Here is a 13,639-nt window from a genome sequence, read left to right as displayed (position 1 = left end):
GCTGGTGGAATAGCGCCCTGTGACGCAGAATTGATTCTGTCGCTAGCTGGCGTTTCGGTGGTTTCTGCTGCGGCATTTACATCACTGTTCGTCTGGTCTTCACCATCATTGGCAGGTGACTGCGCCCCGTCTGGCGCCGAAACCTGGAGCTGCTCCAGCGCTGCTTCGAGCACGGGCAGCGATCCGTCGGTGTATATTTCGTCTGCCACGCCGGTGACGATTATCACAGAGCCTGGATTCGGGATGTCAACCGCGGGGGGCGCGATCAGAGTCGACGCAATCGGCGGGATAACGCTGACCGACGGAAATGCTTCATCCATCACGTCCTCTGGTGGGCAGGGTATTTTGGCAATCAATGATGGAACCGGCTCGGTTGCAATCACATCAAATGGGGCCTTAAGCGGTACTGAGGGAGTTTACGTCACCAATTACGGCACTGGGTTCACTACAGTCATATCTTCCGGCACTGTGACGGGAATATCCGGTGACGCTATCTACGCCAACAACGAGGGGAACGCGACAGACTTGATTGTCAGTCAGACTGGCGGGACAATCTCTGGCGCGGACAACGGAATTCACACGGTCCATGGTAGCGTGGGAGCGACCGTAATCGCTGTCGCCGGTGACGTGAGTGGAGCACTTGACAACGGTATATGGGCGCTAAATTCAGCCAGCGCCACAGACATTACCATCACACAGGGGGCAGATAGCACAATCACCGGCTATACGCATGGCATTCGCGCCGATAATTGGGGCACCGGCGCTGTGACGATCACGACAGCCGGAATTGTAAACCAGACCCAGACCGGCGCGACAAATAACGACACCTACGGTATTTACGCCTACAATGATGTGTCGGCGACGGACATTAGCCTTATCCAAAGGGAAGGGTCGGTCTCCGGCAATTGGTTTGGCATGTACGCCAATAACCGGGGTACCGGAACAACGACGATCGTCAGTTCCGGAGACGTCACGGCAACCGTACGAGCTGGCCTTTATGCCTTTAACGCCAGCACGGCGAAGGATATGGTTGTCCAGCAGATGTCGGGATCGGTCAAAGGTGGTACCTATGGTGTTTTCGCAGACAATGCGGGTACAGGCTCGACTATAGTTACGTTGTCCGGCGACGTGACTGCTTCCGGTGACTACGGGGTCTATGCACGGAACAGCGGCACCGATCTGACTGTAAAACAGACTGCGGGTTCCATTGCGGGCAAAACCGGTATCCTCGCCTGGAACAGGGGTACGGGTGTGTCATTGGTCAACGTCGTTGGCAACGTGAGTGGTGGGGCCAGCGCGGGCATCCAGACAATTGCAGCGAGCGGTGCAACTATCGACATTGCAGCTTCGGCAGCCCTGACCGCAACATCCGGGATCGCCATTCGGGATGGTGGTGTTGCTGGTAATCCAACCGCATCGGATACGGTCGGGGGCAATGTCACCGTTAACAGCGCCGGTACTGTAACCGGCGATGCGATCCTGGGCCTCGGCAATGATATCTTCAATCTGGCTGGCGGGACCTATACCGGTAATATTTACGGCGACGACAGGGACGACGCCCAGAGCAATGATGGTGTTGCCAACCATGAAGGCAATGACACGTTCAACTGGACGGGCGGCAAGCTGGCTGGAGGTTTCTACGGTCAGGACGGTTCCGACACGGCAACGGTAAGTGCATCGACCTATGATGGCTCGCAAGTGCTCAACGGCGGCGATGACACTTCCGTTGCCGATGGAATGATTGATACGCTGACACTCAAGGGTGTTTCGGCGACCACCAATGGCGGCAAGATTACCAATTGGGAAATTGTAACTCTGGATCAAGCTCATCTGTCGATTGATGACGGTGCGTGGCATGTCGGCGAACCCGATGAGGGAACAACCGGTGTTAATCTCACGAACGGATCCACGCTCGACGGAATGGCATCACTTGACTTCAACGGCAATATGACGATCGATCCTACGTCGACCTTCATTGGAACGGGCGACGGAACCGGGATTTATTCGTTCAGCGGAGACGTGGCCAATGCCGGAACAATCACGACGGTCGATGATGCAGTCGGCGATGTCGTGATCATCGGTGGAAATTATAATGGCAATGGCGGACAGATGTTGTTCGACGTTGTTCTTGGCGACGACAGTTCAAGAACGGATATGGTTGTCATTAATGGCGACACCTCCGGCACGACGAATGTGGGCATCAACAATGTCGGAGGAACGGGCGCGCAGACCAATGAAGGTATCCGGATCATTGAGGTGAACGGTGCTTCGAATGGTTCGTTCTCGCTGCTCGGCGAATACTCGATTGGCGGCAAACAGGCTGTCGTTGCAGGCGCTTATGCGTATCAGCTTTATCAGGGCGGCACTTCAACACCGTCTGATGGCAACTGGTATCTACGTTCACAGCTTATGCCGACTGATCCTGAAACACCGCTTTATCAGGCTGGTGTTCCATCCTACGAGGCCTACCCACAGGCTTTGATTGGCCTAAACGGTTTGCCGACTTTGCAGCAGCGCGTTGGCAATCGTTTCTGGGCAGGTAACGGCAACAAGGTTATTGCGCAGGGCGCTGATCCGGTCGGCACACCTTACGCCGCCCCGGAAGAAACCGGCGTTGCAATCGAAGGCAATGGCGTATGGGGTCGCATTGAAGGCGCGCATAACAGCGTCGAACCGCGTTTCTCAACCTCGGCTACCGATTACGACCAGAATGTCTTCAAACTTCAGGCCGGCATTGATGGACTGCTAAGTGAAACGGAAAGCGGCAAGCTGATAGGTGGAGTAACAATCCATTACGCCCATGGCAAAACCGACATAAATTCTGTTTACGGCGATGGTGAGATTCGTACTAACGGTTATGGTTTTGGCGGTACACTGACGTGGTATGGCGAGAACGGTTTCTATCTCGACAGTCAGGGACAGGTGACGTGGTACAGGAGCGATCTGAATTCCCTTCTTGCCGACATGAGCCTGACCGATGGCAATGACGGTTTCGGCTATGCCCTCTCACTGGAAGGTGGCAAGCGGATTGCCATAGGTCCTGAGTGGTCCCTGACGCCACAAGCACAACTGGTCTATTCCAACGTCGATTTTGACGCATTTACCGATGTTTTCGGTTCTCGTGTCAGCATTGATCGCGGCGAGAGCCTGCAGGGCCGTCTCGGCCTTACACTTGATCATGAAAACTCGTGGCAAAATGACAATGGTATGCTCAACCGTACACACGTCTACGGTATTGGCAATCTCTACTACGAGTTTCTTGAAGGAACGAAGGTCGATGTTGACAGTGTGAGTTTTGCCAGCCGCAATGATCGTATTTGGGGTGGGCTTGGCGTTGGCGGAACCTACAACTGGGACGATGACAAGTATTCGATCTATAGCGAAGGTCTTGTCACAACCAGTCTCAATAACTTCGGCGACAGCTATTCCGTCAAGGGAACGGTGGGCTTTCGGATGAAGTGGTGAATACAATCACCGAGGGCTGATGTTGGCGCCCGAACGCATTCAACATCAGCACGCGTGAAAGGCCGCTGTCAGTCCGCCCCCTATAAACTGACAGCGGTCTTTCAAATTATTCAGTGCGGCAAGATGGCGTTAGCCCATTGGTTGTCATCCAGCAGAAGCTCAAAGGAATCACGTTTATGGTCGATCATTCCATCAAAGGTAAAACCGTCCTTATAGCGGGCGGTGCCAAGAATCTCGGTGGCCTGATTGCCCGTGATCTCGCCGCTCACGGTGCCAAGGCAATCGCCATTCACTATAACAGCGCTGCAAGTAAGTCGGATGCAGATACCACCGTTGCAGCAGTGAAGGCATTGGGCGCTCAAGCCGTTGCGTTTCAGGCAAACCTCATTACAGCAGGTGCGACCGAGAAGTTGTTTGCCGATACCATTGCAGCCATTGGCAAGCCTGACATTGCCATTAACACTGTCGGCAAAGTTCTAAAAAAGCCAATGGCAGAGATTTCGGAAGCCGAGTACGACGAGATGTCTGCAGTGAACGCCAAGGCCGCATTTTTCTTCATCAAGGAAGCCGGTAAACAACTCAATGACAATGGCAAAATCTGTACGCTCGTTACATCCTTGCTTGGCGCTTACACACCATTCTATTCTAGCTATGCTGGCACAAAGGCACCTGTCGAACACTTCACGCGCGCAGCTTCAAAGGAATTCGGCGAGCGTGGCATCTCAGTAACCGCTATCGGCCCAGGTCCGATGGACACGCCATTCTTTTACCCTGCTGAAGGCGCAGATGCAGTAGCTTATCATAAGACAGCGGCTGCATTGTCGGGTTTCTCGAAAACGGGACTTACGGATATTGAGGACATAGTCCCTTGGATTCGCCTCCTGATCTCGGAGGGATGGTGGATGACCGGCCAGACTATTCTCGTGAATGGCGGCTATACGACCAAGTAATAATAGTAATTAAGATCGTTGCCGCTCGGACAATTCTAATAGATGTTCGATAGGAACGGGTGGGGATTCGAACATGAGACGACTAAGGACAGCGGCTTTCTTAATACTTGCTACAATGCATTCAACGGATGCATATGCCGATCTGAAAACGGCAGATCGCAAGCTGAATGATCTCTATAGCCAAGTCATAAATTCTCTGCCTGCCTCGAACCAAATGCAGCTCAAGGAGAGTCAGCGCAATTGGATCAAGTATCGCGATAGTGAGTGTCGATATCAGCAAATAAACTACGCGATCATGGCTTCTGAAGCAGATTGCAAGGAAGTTCTAACTCGCCAAAGGGCTGACCTCCTCAACCAGCAACTAGGCTGGTTGAGAAAAATTGCGGACAATGCCGAGGCCGATTCCGCGACAGAATGTAGGCAAGAGATCGGTGTGAAAGCAGCAAACGTTCTTGTCAATCAATGCAAAGAGATTTCACCTGCAACGCACCCGCCGTGTAATGCGAGCAATTCGTGCGACATGATCAGGGATGAAATCAAGCGGGGGTGCACCATGGTTGCTGATAAGAAGCCACCTTATTGCCAGTAGAAATGTTCTTCAATCCGTCGGCGAGGAAGCCTACACTTGCGGAGTTTCGGACAAGGGGAAACAGGTTCAGCATGAGACGAACCAGCGCACAATTGCCCTCAGCTTTGTCGAACTAAAAAAGTGCAGGCGGTTCTGCTCATCACCGGCCGGGAAAAGCGGCCGCAGCGAATGCGCTTCTAAAAAGTGGAATCATAAACGGGCTTATTATCGATGGAGACGCCGCGCTCGCGCTTAACGATATTTCTTAGTCAATGGTTCTTAAAGTGCCCACCGCTTTGATTGCAGAAGCCACCAATTCATATCGGCGTCACTGGTCTTTCAGAGCTTCTCCGGGGACCGGGGAAAAACTTATTGACCCGCCGCTGCAGGGCTCGGAATTTTTCACCGCGCGATTTCACCATATGTTCCTCAAGCGGAGGAATACCCGATACGTGAACCAAGAGCCAATACATCTGGATTGGAGCAAGCAGCGAAAGCCAACTCAGCCAAAACTCGTTGATTGCCAGCAGAGGCCATGCACACCAAAACATCCATTCAAAGAAATAGTTCGGATGCCTTGAGTAAGCCCAAAGTCCGGTTTCGCAAACTTCAGTTTTCGCTTCTGGCGTCTTGCGAAACCGCTCCAGCTGCACATCGGACAACGCTTCACCTGCAAGAGCTATCACGATAATTACAGTCGCGATCATATCAAAGAAATAGGGAAAGCCGGGGCGACTGACGGCCGCAAGATATACTGCCAGCACCAGTACGAAGGCTGCTACTGCCTGTGTCTGTAAAAACCAGAAAAGGCGCAAGGAAGCACTTTCCCTCCATTCCTTCATGAGCTTTGCATAACGCGGATCTTCGCCATGCCTGATGCTTCTCCAAGCGATGTGAAAGCCAAGCCGCAGCGACCACATCAGAATGAGGATCAGTATCGCTGACCGCCGATGCCATGTCGCATCTGCCAACAGCACTGCCAAGATTGAACCACCCCCCACCGAAAACGACCAGATGGCGTCGATCCAACCGCTTTTGCCAGTCTTTCGTTCTATCAGCCAAGCAAGCGCCATGATGGCCGATAGACAGAAGGCAACAATCAAAAGCAGACTGAGTTGCATGGCGGACCTTTGGCTGATGTTACGTTTCTACAGCTCTTACGTTCGCTTTTACCTTTTGGTTTCGTAACCTAACCGAAAAACCAAAAAAATTTTAAAGCCTGCTGATCCAACGCCACTCTCACAACGTAAAACGATCAAAAGCAGCATAAGCTCAGCACAGTGAGGGTCTATGAATATCAACAACCGTCCGGCCAGTTCAAAGCCTCTCAGGGTCGCGATTATAGGCAGCGGGATTTCCGGGTTGTCTGCTGCGTGGCTGCTTTCGCAACGACATGATGTGACCGTTTTTGAAGCATCAAACCGCATCGGCGGCCATAGCAATACAGTCGAGTTTGAGAGTATCCACGGACCGGTCGCGGTTGATACCGGGTTCATTGTCTATAATGAAGTGACCTACCCCAACCTGACGGCATTGTTTCGCACACTTGAAGTCCCGACTGTCGCGTCGAACATGTCGTTTGCCGTTTCGGTCGGAAGTGGCGCCTATGAATATTCAGGCGGAACCGGCTTGGGTCTGCTTGCCCAGCGCTCCAATCTGGTCAGTCTGCGCTTTTGGTCGATGATCCGCGATCTTCTGCGGTTTTATCGTAATGCTCCCAAGGATCTGAGCATTATGGGCGGTATTTCGCTGGATGATTATCTTTCACGCAATGGCTACGGTCGAGCCTTCCGTGAGGATCATCTTTACCCAATGGCGGCCGCAATATGGTCCACTCCCGCTTTGGAAGTGGGGCGTTATCCAGCTGCAAGCTTCGTTCGCTTCTGCTGCAATCATGGTCTTCTTGCGCTTCGGGACAGGCCTGTCTGGCGTACAGTAACAGGTGGTAGTCGGGAGTATGTAAAGCGTATCACCAAGCCTTATGCAGACCGGATCAAGCTTTCGACGCCCGTCAAATCCGTGCGCCGCCTGGAACATTCGGTCGAGTTGATTGATGGGAACGGCGCTTCCCATGTCTTCGACGAAGTTGTGATCGCCACTCATGCCGATCAAGCCTTGCGGATGTTGTCCGATCCACGCTCGGATGAAAGTCGCATTCTCGGAGCGTTTCAATATTCGCGAAATGAAGCGGTTTTGCATAGCGATGCGTCGCTCATGCCAAAACGTCGAGCGGCATGGTCGAGCTGGAACTATCTTACCAATGCGGAAACTGGCTCGACGCAGCCATCTATTACCTACTGGATGAACCGGCTGCAACCGTTGGGTCCTGGGCCAGAAGTTTTTGTTACGCTCAATCCCTGCCGCGCGCCACGCGGAGAACTTGTGATCCGACGCGAAATCTATGAGCATCCGATCTTCGATCTAGAAACGGATCGCGCACAGAATGAAATCTGGTCATTGCAGGGGCAGAACCGGACATGGTTTTGCGGTGCCTATTTCGGCTCTGGCTTCCATGAGGACGGGCTTCAAGCAGGTCTTGCAGTGGCGGAAGATCTGGGTGGGCTGCGCCGCCCATGGCGGGTCGAGCAGGAAAGTGCGCGCATCGTTCGCCATGCTTTGCCTGTTCGGGAAAGGGCGCTGGCATGACCGAAAGCTTCCGGTCAGCACTGTTCCCCGGCTATGTGACGCATGCTCGTCTGCGGCCGAAGGCTCACAAGCTGGCATATAAGATCTATTCGCTGCTGCTTGATCTCGACGAGTTGGAAGCACTTGATCATCAATTGAAGCTGTTTTCGCTCGACTGTTTCAACCTGTTTTCTTTCTACAGAAAAGACAGAGGAGATGGATCGGCCGCACCACTGCGCGAGCAAGTGGAACGCGCTATGCGTGCAGCAGGAACAGAACCGGATGGTGGTGCCATCCGCTTGTTGACCATGCCAAGGATTGCTGGCTGGGCTTTCAATCCGCTCAGCGTTTTCTTTTGCTATAATCGTAGTGAGGAGCTTGTAGCCATCCTCTGGGAGGTTGATAACACCTTTCGCCAACGCCACGGCTATATGATCCTTGTCGAAGCCCATTCGAGCGAACGTATTGTGCAAATCTGTGACAAAGCGTTCTACGTCTCGCCATTTCTGGATATGAGACTGCGATACGAGTTTGAGGTCACGCCACCGACAGACAAGCTCTCCATACGCATCAATTGCTTTGACGACGAGGGCCTGCTGCTAACAGCTCGTCATCTTGCGCGGCGGGTCGAACTGAGCGACGCCGCATTGTTGCGTGCCTTCCTTGCAATACCGTTTCTTACATTGAAAGTGGTTGGCGGGATCCACTGGGAAGCCCTGAGAATCTGGTTGAAGGGCATTGGCTTGCACCAACGCCCGCAGCCACCACAAGATCCGATCACACATATACGCCGAGAGCCGTCTCGGCAAAGGAGTAAGGCTGTATGAGTCATATCAATGAGACCTCTCCGCTTCCTGCCTCCAACTCGCGCAGCCATTCCGGTTTAAGCCCTTCGGGGCGTCTTTTGCGTCGATTAATCCATCAGGTGCATCATGGGCGACTGATACTAGTCCTACCGTCGGGACAAGTAATGTCTGCTCAAGGCAGCCTCGCCGGACCCGATGCGAAAATAATAATCAAGAGCTGGCGCTGCCTGCGTCGCCTGCTGACAGGCGGCGATATTGGCTTTGCGCAAGCCTATATTGAAGGCGAATGGACGTCACCCGATCTAACCGCGGTCATCCGCTTTGCGGCACGCAATCGAAACACACTACTCTCGACTTTACGCGGTTCATTCTGGATGCGGACGCTGCACCGTATCGCACATCTTTTCAATGCAAACACGCGTCGTGGCAGCCGGCGCAACATCGAAGCCCACTATGATCTCGGCAATGATTTTTATCGCCGCTGGCTCGATCCTTCGATGCTTTATTCATCCGCGATATGGAATGAGGAAACGCAAAGCCTGGAAAGCGCGCAACGGTATAAATTGCAGCGTATAGCGGACAAACTCGCACTTGAGGGCGGCGAAAAAGTTCTTGAGATCGGTTGCGGCTGGGGCGCTCTGGCAACGTTTCTGGCGACGCATCATGGAGCTCAAGTAACCGGTATCACCCTGTCACCGTCACAGCTTGCATGGGCAAAGCAAACCGTAGCGCAAGCAGACCGGAAGCATGATGTTGATCTTCGGTTGCAGGATTACCGTGATGTAGAAGGACAGTTTGATAGGATTGTCTCTATAGAGATGTTCGAGGCCGTTGGTGAAGCCTATTGGCCGGAATATTTCGCAACTATGAAGCGTTGTTTAACGCCGGGTGGCCGCGCTGTTCTACAGATCATTTCAATTGAACATCTGCGTTATGAAAATTATCGCCGCAAGGCTGACTTCATCCAGAAATTTATCTTTCCGGGCGGCTTTCTGCCTTCCGATAAAGTGCTTGAGCGCAATCTGTTGAAGTCTGGACTTGTTGTAAAAGACATCGAACACTTTGGCCATTCCTATGCTCGGACTCTTGCCGAATGGCGTCATCGTTTCATCTCCAATTGGCCCGAAATCGAGAAGCTTGGTTTTGACACCAGGTTTCGGAGGCTTTGGGAGTATTACCTTTGCTATTGCGAAGGTGGTTTCGAGGAAGGTGCTATCAATGTCGGCCTCTATACTATTGAGCATGCGTAAATCCAGTCCACGAATAGGGAATGCGCCGATGAAATGGATACTGACGGTCAGCGTAATGACAATGTTGCTTCCATTTGCTGCGCAAGCGGGCGAAATCAACGGTAACTGGGCGCGCGGGGATGGCAAAGCACGGGTACAAATTGTCGGATGTGGCAAGGACATCTGCGCCACCAACACTTGGATCAAGCCCGGAACACCAAGAGAAAAAGCCGGAGATCAGTTGGTTATGAGCATTAATGAGACTGCGAGCGGGCAATATGCAGGCACAGCTTTCGATCCGCAACGCAACCTAACCTACAAAATCAAAGTGAAAATTAACGGTGACAACATGACCTCCAACGGATGTGTTCTGGCTGGCCTCCTGTGTCGGAGTGTAGGCTGGACGCGCATAAAATAAGAAAGTTGGTTGAGATGAAGGACTATCTTATTGCCTATATGGCAACAGCGGTTGCGTTTCTGGCTATCGACTCCATCTGGCTCTCCAATATGGCCAATATTATCTATCGGCCTGTTATGGGCGATATGATGATGTCTGGATTTCGGCCGGCGCCTGCTGTTGTTTTCTATGTGATTTTTGTCTTCGGGCTGGTCTTCTTTGCGGTCAGGCCGGGACTTCTGGCAAGTAGCGGTACAGTCACCCTTCTTCATGGTGCGTTGTTGGGGTTCATCGCCTATGCCACTTATGACCTGACCAATCAGGCCACCTTGAAAAACTGGTCTTGGTCGCTGACTATAGCAGACATGATTTGGGGTACCGTTCTCTCTGCCACATCTGCTTACATCGGCTATTGGGTAACTTCACGGGTCAGTGGATAAACTGGAGCAGGTATATGCAAAAGCTTGGTCTTCTGACCGTCTTTGTTTTGGTGATTATCGTCGTCGGAATGGGAATCGGTATCGGCTTTCCGCCGGGTGACTGGTATGCATCGCTTGAGAAGCCTTGGTTTACTCCGCCCAATGGTGCATTTGGTCCTATCTGGACAGTACTCTATGTTTTCATTGCCTTTGCGGGCTGGCGTACATGGTTAAGCGATAGCGGTTGGCAGCGTCGCGGACCATGGATTGCCCAAATGGTGTTGAACTTCATATGGTCGCCGATTTTCTTCGGGGCACATATGACCGGGCTGGGGCTTGTCGTGATCATCGGCGTCTGGTTCTGCGCGCTTTTGTTTATAATTCGTGCTTGGCAGCCAGATCGTATATCGGCACTGCTATTTGTGCCGTACTTGATATGGTTATCGCTTGCGACGGCCTTGAATGCGGCAATCGTCGTTTTGAACTAACAAGAAAGGCATATTTACAGGCTTTTCTCTAGATGCCAATCAATGGCTGCACGAACCGCATAAACAAGCTCTGGAATTTGAGCGGAGCGTCGGTCACGGCAAGGCAGATGCAATCGCCATCCGGTGAAGCAATCGGCTGGTGCACGAGATCAGCATCCGCTTCCTCAATATCCCCGCGTGCAAATATCCCGGTTCCGTCATGGAAACTGCCGCTCAGAACCAATGTCAGTTCGCGCCCTCCATGCCCATGCTCTGGCACAGGTTTCCCTGCCGGAATTCGCAATAGGCGAACCTGTGTTTCGCTATCACGTGTTTCAATTGGCACTTGATAGGCACCCCGGCCAAGTGTTTTCCACTTCAGATCTGGCAAGTCGCCGCCAACATAGGACCGCAGCGGTTCCGGTATTATAGCAGGCAGTTTTATTTCGGCGCTTGGCGCCGGATTTGCCATTGATTGCGTTGTTTTCTGGAGCCTGTCTTTGAAACTGTCCCATGTGCCTGGTTCGAGTTTCTGCGGCTCAACTGTTTCAAGCAGCTGCCCGCCAATCTGTTCAAACTGTTTAAGCCTTGAGCGGCAGGCAGGGCAAAGCGCAAGATGGGTCGCAACAGCAATGCTCCAGCCTTCTGACAGCACGCCTGTAGCGTAGCTTGAGAGGAGTTCGTCGCTCAGATGATGTTTGATATCCATCAGTGCACCCCCGAATTATCGAGCGCTGCGCGCAATTTGGTGAATGCCAATCGCAGACGGGATTTAACCGTGCCAAGCGGCAGATTCAGCTTCTTGGCTATAGCGCTATGCGGATGTTCGTCGAAATAGGCGAGTTCCAGCAAAATGTATTGCTCTTTGGGTAGAGTTGCCATGGCAGCACGTAACTCCTTGGCGGATTGCTGGTTAGCGACTTTCAAGTCCGCTGGTTGATCCTCATCAGGCATGAAGACCGGATCTGTCGGATCAACTTCTGGCCGACGGTCGCGTCGCAGCGCGTCAATGCGCTGGTTACGGGCGATAGTGAAAATCCAGGTCGACACTGCTCCTTTGGAAGAATCAAACTGGTCAGCCTTGTTCCAGACCGTAATCATCGTTTCTTGCATCAGCTCTTCCGCTGTTTGCGTATCTGCAGATAGTTTCGCCATATAGGCCTTCACCCGAGGCGCATAATGTCTGAAAATTGCCTCGAATGCGTCCACGTCGCGCCGCGAACCAACCGCCTGCATCAATTCCTCCATTGATGGCTCACTTTCATAGGCGGCCGGTTCGTCCATTCGTGCTGAACCCCATACGCTCAGGTTTGAAGAAGCCAAAAGCTATACCGAGCCTTCATATGCCATGTTGCGAAAGGAAACTAATTATTCTTGCTATATAATACGTAGGCAGATTTAATTTGGATCACATAAATTTCAAACAGAACGCATCCTCACCAGCTTTCGATATCATTTCAACCCACTTGCCAAGGAACTTTCATCAGTTATGGGTTAGCTTATCGGGACAACATCAACCTGAAGCGTCTCACTCTAGCATTGGAAGGTACGAACCAGCCGCTTGGGTTCACAGGACCGAAGCACATCGTAGATACGCCGGAGAGTATGTTGGCTAAAGCTAATTTCTTCTGAGGCCAATCCGGCTGTTAATCCACTCTGGCTTCTCAACAAGCCTCGAGCATTTAAGGTCTGCTAATATGATGTCTTGCACTTCTTGCGGCATGTCTGTAGCCCGTGGATGCCCGCTCTCGCGACCGACATGCATCAAGAGTTGTTCGCAGAACGCCAGTATTTCTCCATCCGCATTGAGCAATTTCATGAAAACATGCAACCGCTTGTGATCGGCATCGACCAAGACCAGCTCTACCTGCAATATTTCATCTACATGACATTCTTTCAGATATCCAATGCGACTATCAAGCGTATAGAGCGTGGCCGCGTTGGCCTGCCGATAAGCAGCATCGATTCCTATCCTGTCCATATAGGCGGTTGCAGCATCGGAAAAAACGATGCCGTAAGCGTAGTCTCCCATATGACCGTTATAGTCGATCCATTCGCTTGAAACACGAGTGCGATAGATAGGTAAGGCCTTTGTCATGGCTATCTCCTCCGCTCAAACCAGGCGTAAAATTCACCCACGATCCCTTTTCGGAATAGGAGGACGCATGCCATGAAGATGATTCCGGTGACGATTGTCACGGGGAAGTCTGACGTTGCGAGATAGTTTTGCAGTGCGACGACGAAGGCTGCGCCGACGATGGGTCCGATGAGCGTTCCGATGCCCCCGAGCAACGCCATCAGGATCACTTCGCCTGACATTTGCCAGCCCACATCCGTCAATGTTGCAAACTGGAAGACGAGTGCCTTCATGCCGCCTGCAAGTCCAGCAAGTGCTGCCGACATCACAAAGGCTGCGAGTTTGTAGTGATTGACGGAATAGCCCAGTGAAACGGCACGGCTTTCATTCTCACGCACAGATTTAAGAATCATGCCGAAGGGCGAATTGATGATGCGCCAGATGGCAAAGACTCCAAGCATGAACAGTGCAAGCACCAGATAATACATGTTCATCGGCTGGTTGAGATCAATGATACCAAAGAGATAGCCACGTGGTACGCCCTGCAACCCGTCTTCGCCATGGGTGAAGGCCGCCTGCAGGCAGAAGAAGAAGAACATCTGTGCCAGCGCCAGTGTGATCATGGTTGAGTAGATG

Annotated in this window: 14 protein-coding genes; 9 read left to right on the top strand and 5 right to left on the bottom strand. The window is 52.3% G+C overall.

Going from position 1 to position 13,639, the window contains the following annotated elements; genetic code table 11:
- Positions 1–243 precede the first annotated feature (243 nt).
- The 3 genes from FJQ48_RS20065 to FJQ48_RS20055 all read left to right on the top strand — a co-directional run bounded on the left by FJQ48_RS20065 (position 244) and on the right by FJQ48_RS20055 (position 5,004).
- On the top strand, positions 244–3,465 hold the full coding sequence (locus FJQ48_RS20065) for an autotransporter outer membrane beta-barrel domain-containing protein (RefSeq protein WP_247870423.1): 3,222 nt from the start codon (positions 244–246) through the stop codon (positions 3,463–3,465).
- Between the two features lie 176 nt (positions 3,466–3,641).
- A complete protein-coding gene (locus FJQ48_RS20060; RefSeq protein WP_139976672.1) occupies positions 3,642–4,415 on the top strand; it encodes an SDR family oxidoreductase in 774 nt (257 codons plus the stop codon).
- A gap of 73 nt (positions 4,416–4,488) precedes the next feature.
- Entirely contained in the window at positions 4,489–5,004 is a 516-nt protein-coding gene (locus FJQ48_RS20055) for a lysozyme inhibitor LprI family protein (protein ID WP_139976671.1), read from the top strand.
- A 296-nt stretch (positions 5,005–5,300) separates the two neighbouring features.
- On the opposite strand, the gene FJQ48_RS20045 is transcribed toward FJQ48_RS20055, so the two are convergent.
- Positions 5,301–6,104: a DUF1295 domain-containing protein gene (locus FJQ48_RS20045; RefSeq protein ID WP_139976670.1), complete on the bottom strand. Its 804-nt coding sequence runs from the start codon at positions 6,102–6,104 to the stop codon at positions 5,301–5,303.
- Positions 6,105–6,273: 169 nt separating this feature from the next.
- Between FJQ48_RS20045 and FJQ48_RS20040 the strand changes: the two genes are divergently transcribed.
- The 6 genes from FJQ48_RS20040 to FJQ48_RS20015 are packed head-to-tail and all read left to right on the top strand — an operon-like array spanning position 6,274 to position 10,947.
- Positions 6,274–7,629 (top strand): NAD(P)/FAD-dependent oxidoreductase, encoded by a 1,356-nt coding sequence (locus tag FJQ48_RS20040; protein ID WP_139976669.1) that lies wholly within the window; start codon positions 6,274–6,276, stop codon positions 7,627–7,629.
- On the top strand, positions 7,626–8,435 hold the full coding sequence (locus FJQ48_RS20035) for a DUF1365 family protein (RefSeq protein ID WP_139976668.1): 810 nt from the start codon (positions 7,626–7,628) through the stop codon (positions 8,433–8,435). The genes FJQ48_RS20040 and FJQ48_RS20035 overlap by 4 nt, the downstream gene beginning before the upstream one ends.
- Positions 8,432–9,664 (top strand): cyclopropane-fatty-acyl-phospholipid synthase family protein, encoded by a 1,233-nt coding sequence (locus FJQ48_RS20030; protein ID WP_139976667.1) that lies wholly within the window; start codon positions 8,432–8,434, stop codon positions 9,662–9,664. Before FJQ48_RS20035 ends, FJQ48_RS20030 begins: the two co-directional genes overlap by 4 nt.
- Positions 9,665–9,692: 28 nt before the next feature.
- The gene (locus tag FJQ48_RS20025) at positions 9,693–10,061 is read left to right on the top strand and encodes a DUF2147 domain-containing protein (protein WP_139976666.1); all 369 of its coding nucleotides are present in this window, start codon (positions 9,693–9,695) and stop codon (positions 10,059–10,061) included.
- A 14-nt stretch (positions 10,062–10,075) separates the two neighbouring features.
- Complete coding sequence (locus FJQ48_RS20020; protein WP_139976665.1) at positions 10,076–10,480, top strand: DUF2177 family protein; 405 nt, start codon at positions 10,076–10,078, stop codon at positions 10,478–10,480.
- Positions 10,481–10,494: 14 nt separating this feature from the next.
- Positions 10,495–10,947: a TspO/MBR family protein gene (locus tag FJQ48_RS20015; RefSeq protein WP_139976664.1), complete on the top strand. Its 453-nt coding sequence runs from the start codon at positions 10,495–10,497 to the stop codon at positions 10,945–10,947.
- Between the two features lie 28 nt (positions 10,948–10,975).
- Here FJQ48_RS20015 and FJQ48_RS20010 read toward each other — a convergent pair whose 3' ends face one another.
- The 4 genes from FJQ48_RS20010 to FJQ48_RS19995 all read right to left on the bottom strand — a co-directional run.
- Positions 10,976–11,635, bottom strand: a complete 660-nt coding sequence (locus FJQ48_RS20010) for a ChrR family anti-sigma-E factor (protein ID WP_139976663.1) — start codon at positions 11,633–11,635, stop codon at positions 10,976–10,978.
- A complete protein-coding gene (locus FJQ48_RS20005; protein WP_139976780.1) occupies positions 11,635–12,174 on the bottom strand; it encodes a sigma-70 family RNA polymerase sigma factor in 540 nt (179 codons plus the stop codon). The genes FJQ48_RS20010 and FJQ48_RS20005 overlap by 1 nt, the downstream gene beginning before the upstream one ends.
- Positions 12,175–12,544: 370 nt before the next feature.
- Positions 12,545–13,024, bottom strand: a complete 480-nt coding sequence (locus FJQ48_RS20000; protein WP_139976662.1) for a thioesterase family protein — start codon at positions 13,022–13,024, stop codon at positions 12,545–12,547.
- A gap of 2 nt (positions 13,025–13,026) precedes the next feature.
- On the bottom strand, positions 13,027–13,639 hold a 613-nt coding region (locus FJQ48_RS19995), incomplete at its 5' end, for a branched-chain amino acid ABC transporter permease (RefSeq protein WP_139976779.1).

The organism is Ochrobactrum sp. CGA5, from assembly GCF_006345815.1.
Lineage (GTDB): Bacteria > Pseudomonadota > Alphaproteobacteria > Rhizobiales > Rhizobiaceae > Brucella.
This window is presented reverse-complemented; position numbering and strand designations above follow the sequence as displayed.

Excerpts from the sequence above, each read along its gene's own strand:
- FJQ48_RS20065 (WP_247870423.1), top strand. The coding sequence starts at position 244 with ATGTCAACCGCGGGGGGCGCGATCAGAGTCGACGCAATCGGCGGGATA.
- FJQ48_RS20060 (WP_139976672.1), top strand. The coding sequence starts at position 3,642 with ATGGTCGATCATTCCATCAAAGGTAAAACCGTCCTTATAGCGGGCGGT.
- FJQ48_RS20055 (WP_139976671.1), top strand. The coding sequence starts at position 4,489 with ATGAGACGACTAAGGACAGCGGCTTTCTTAATACTTGCTACAATGCAT.
- FJQ48_RS20045 (WP_139976670.1), bottom strand. The coding sequence starts at position 6,104 with ATGCAACTCAGTCTGCTTTTGATTGTTGCCTTCTGTCTATCGGCCATC.
- FJQ48_RS20040 (WP_139976669.1), top strand. The coding sequence starts at position 6,274 with ATGAATATCAACAACCGTCCGGCCAGTTCAAAGCCTCTCAGGGTCGCG.
- FJQ48_RS20035 (WP_139976668.1), top strand. The coding sequence starts at position 7,626 with ATGACCGAAAGCTTCCGGTCAGCACTGTTCCCCGGCTATGTGACGCAT.
- FJQ48_RS20030 (WP_139976667.1), top strand. The coding sequence starts at position 8,432 with ATGAGTCATATCAATGAGACCTCTCCGCTTCCTGCCTCCAACTCGCGC.
- FJQ48_RS20025 (WP_139976666.1), top strand. The coding sequence starts at position 9,693 with ATGAAATGGATACTGACGGTCAGCGTAATGACAATGTTGCTTCCATTT.
- FJQ48_RS20020 (WP_139976665.1), top strand. The coding sequence starts at position 10,076 with ATGAAGGACTATCTTATTGCCTATATGGCAACAGCGGTTGCGTTTCTG.
- FJQ48_RS20015 (WP_139976664.1), top strand. The coding sequence starts at position 10,495 with ATGCAAAAGCTTGGTCTTCTGACCGTCTTTGTTTTGGTGATTATCGTC.
- FJQ48_RS20010 (WP_139976663.1), bottom strand. The coding sequence starts at position 11,635 with ATGGATATCAAACATCATCTGAGCGACGAACTCCTCTCAAGCTACGCT.
- FJQ48_RS20005 (WP_139976780.1), bottom strand. The coding sequence starts at position 12,174 with ATGGAGGAATTGATGCAGGCGGTTGGTTCGCGGCGCGACGTGGACGCA.
- FJQ48_RS20000 (WP_139976662.1), bottom strand. The coding sequence starts at position 13,024 with ATGACAAAGGCCTTACCTATCTATCGCACTCGTGTTTCAAGCGAATGG.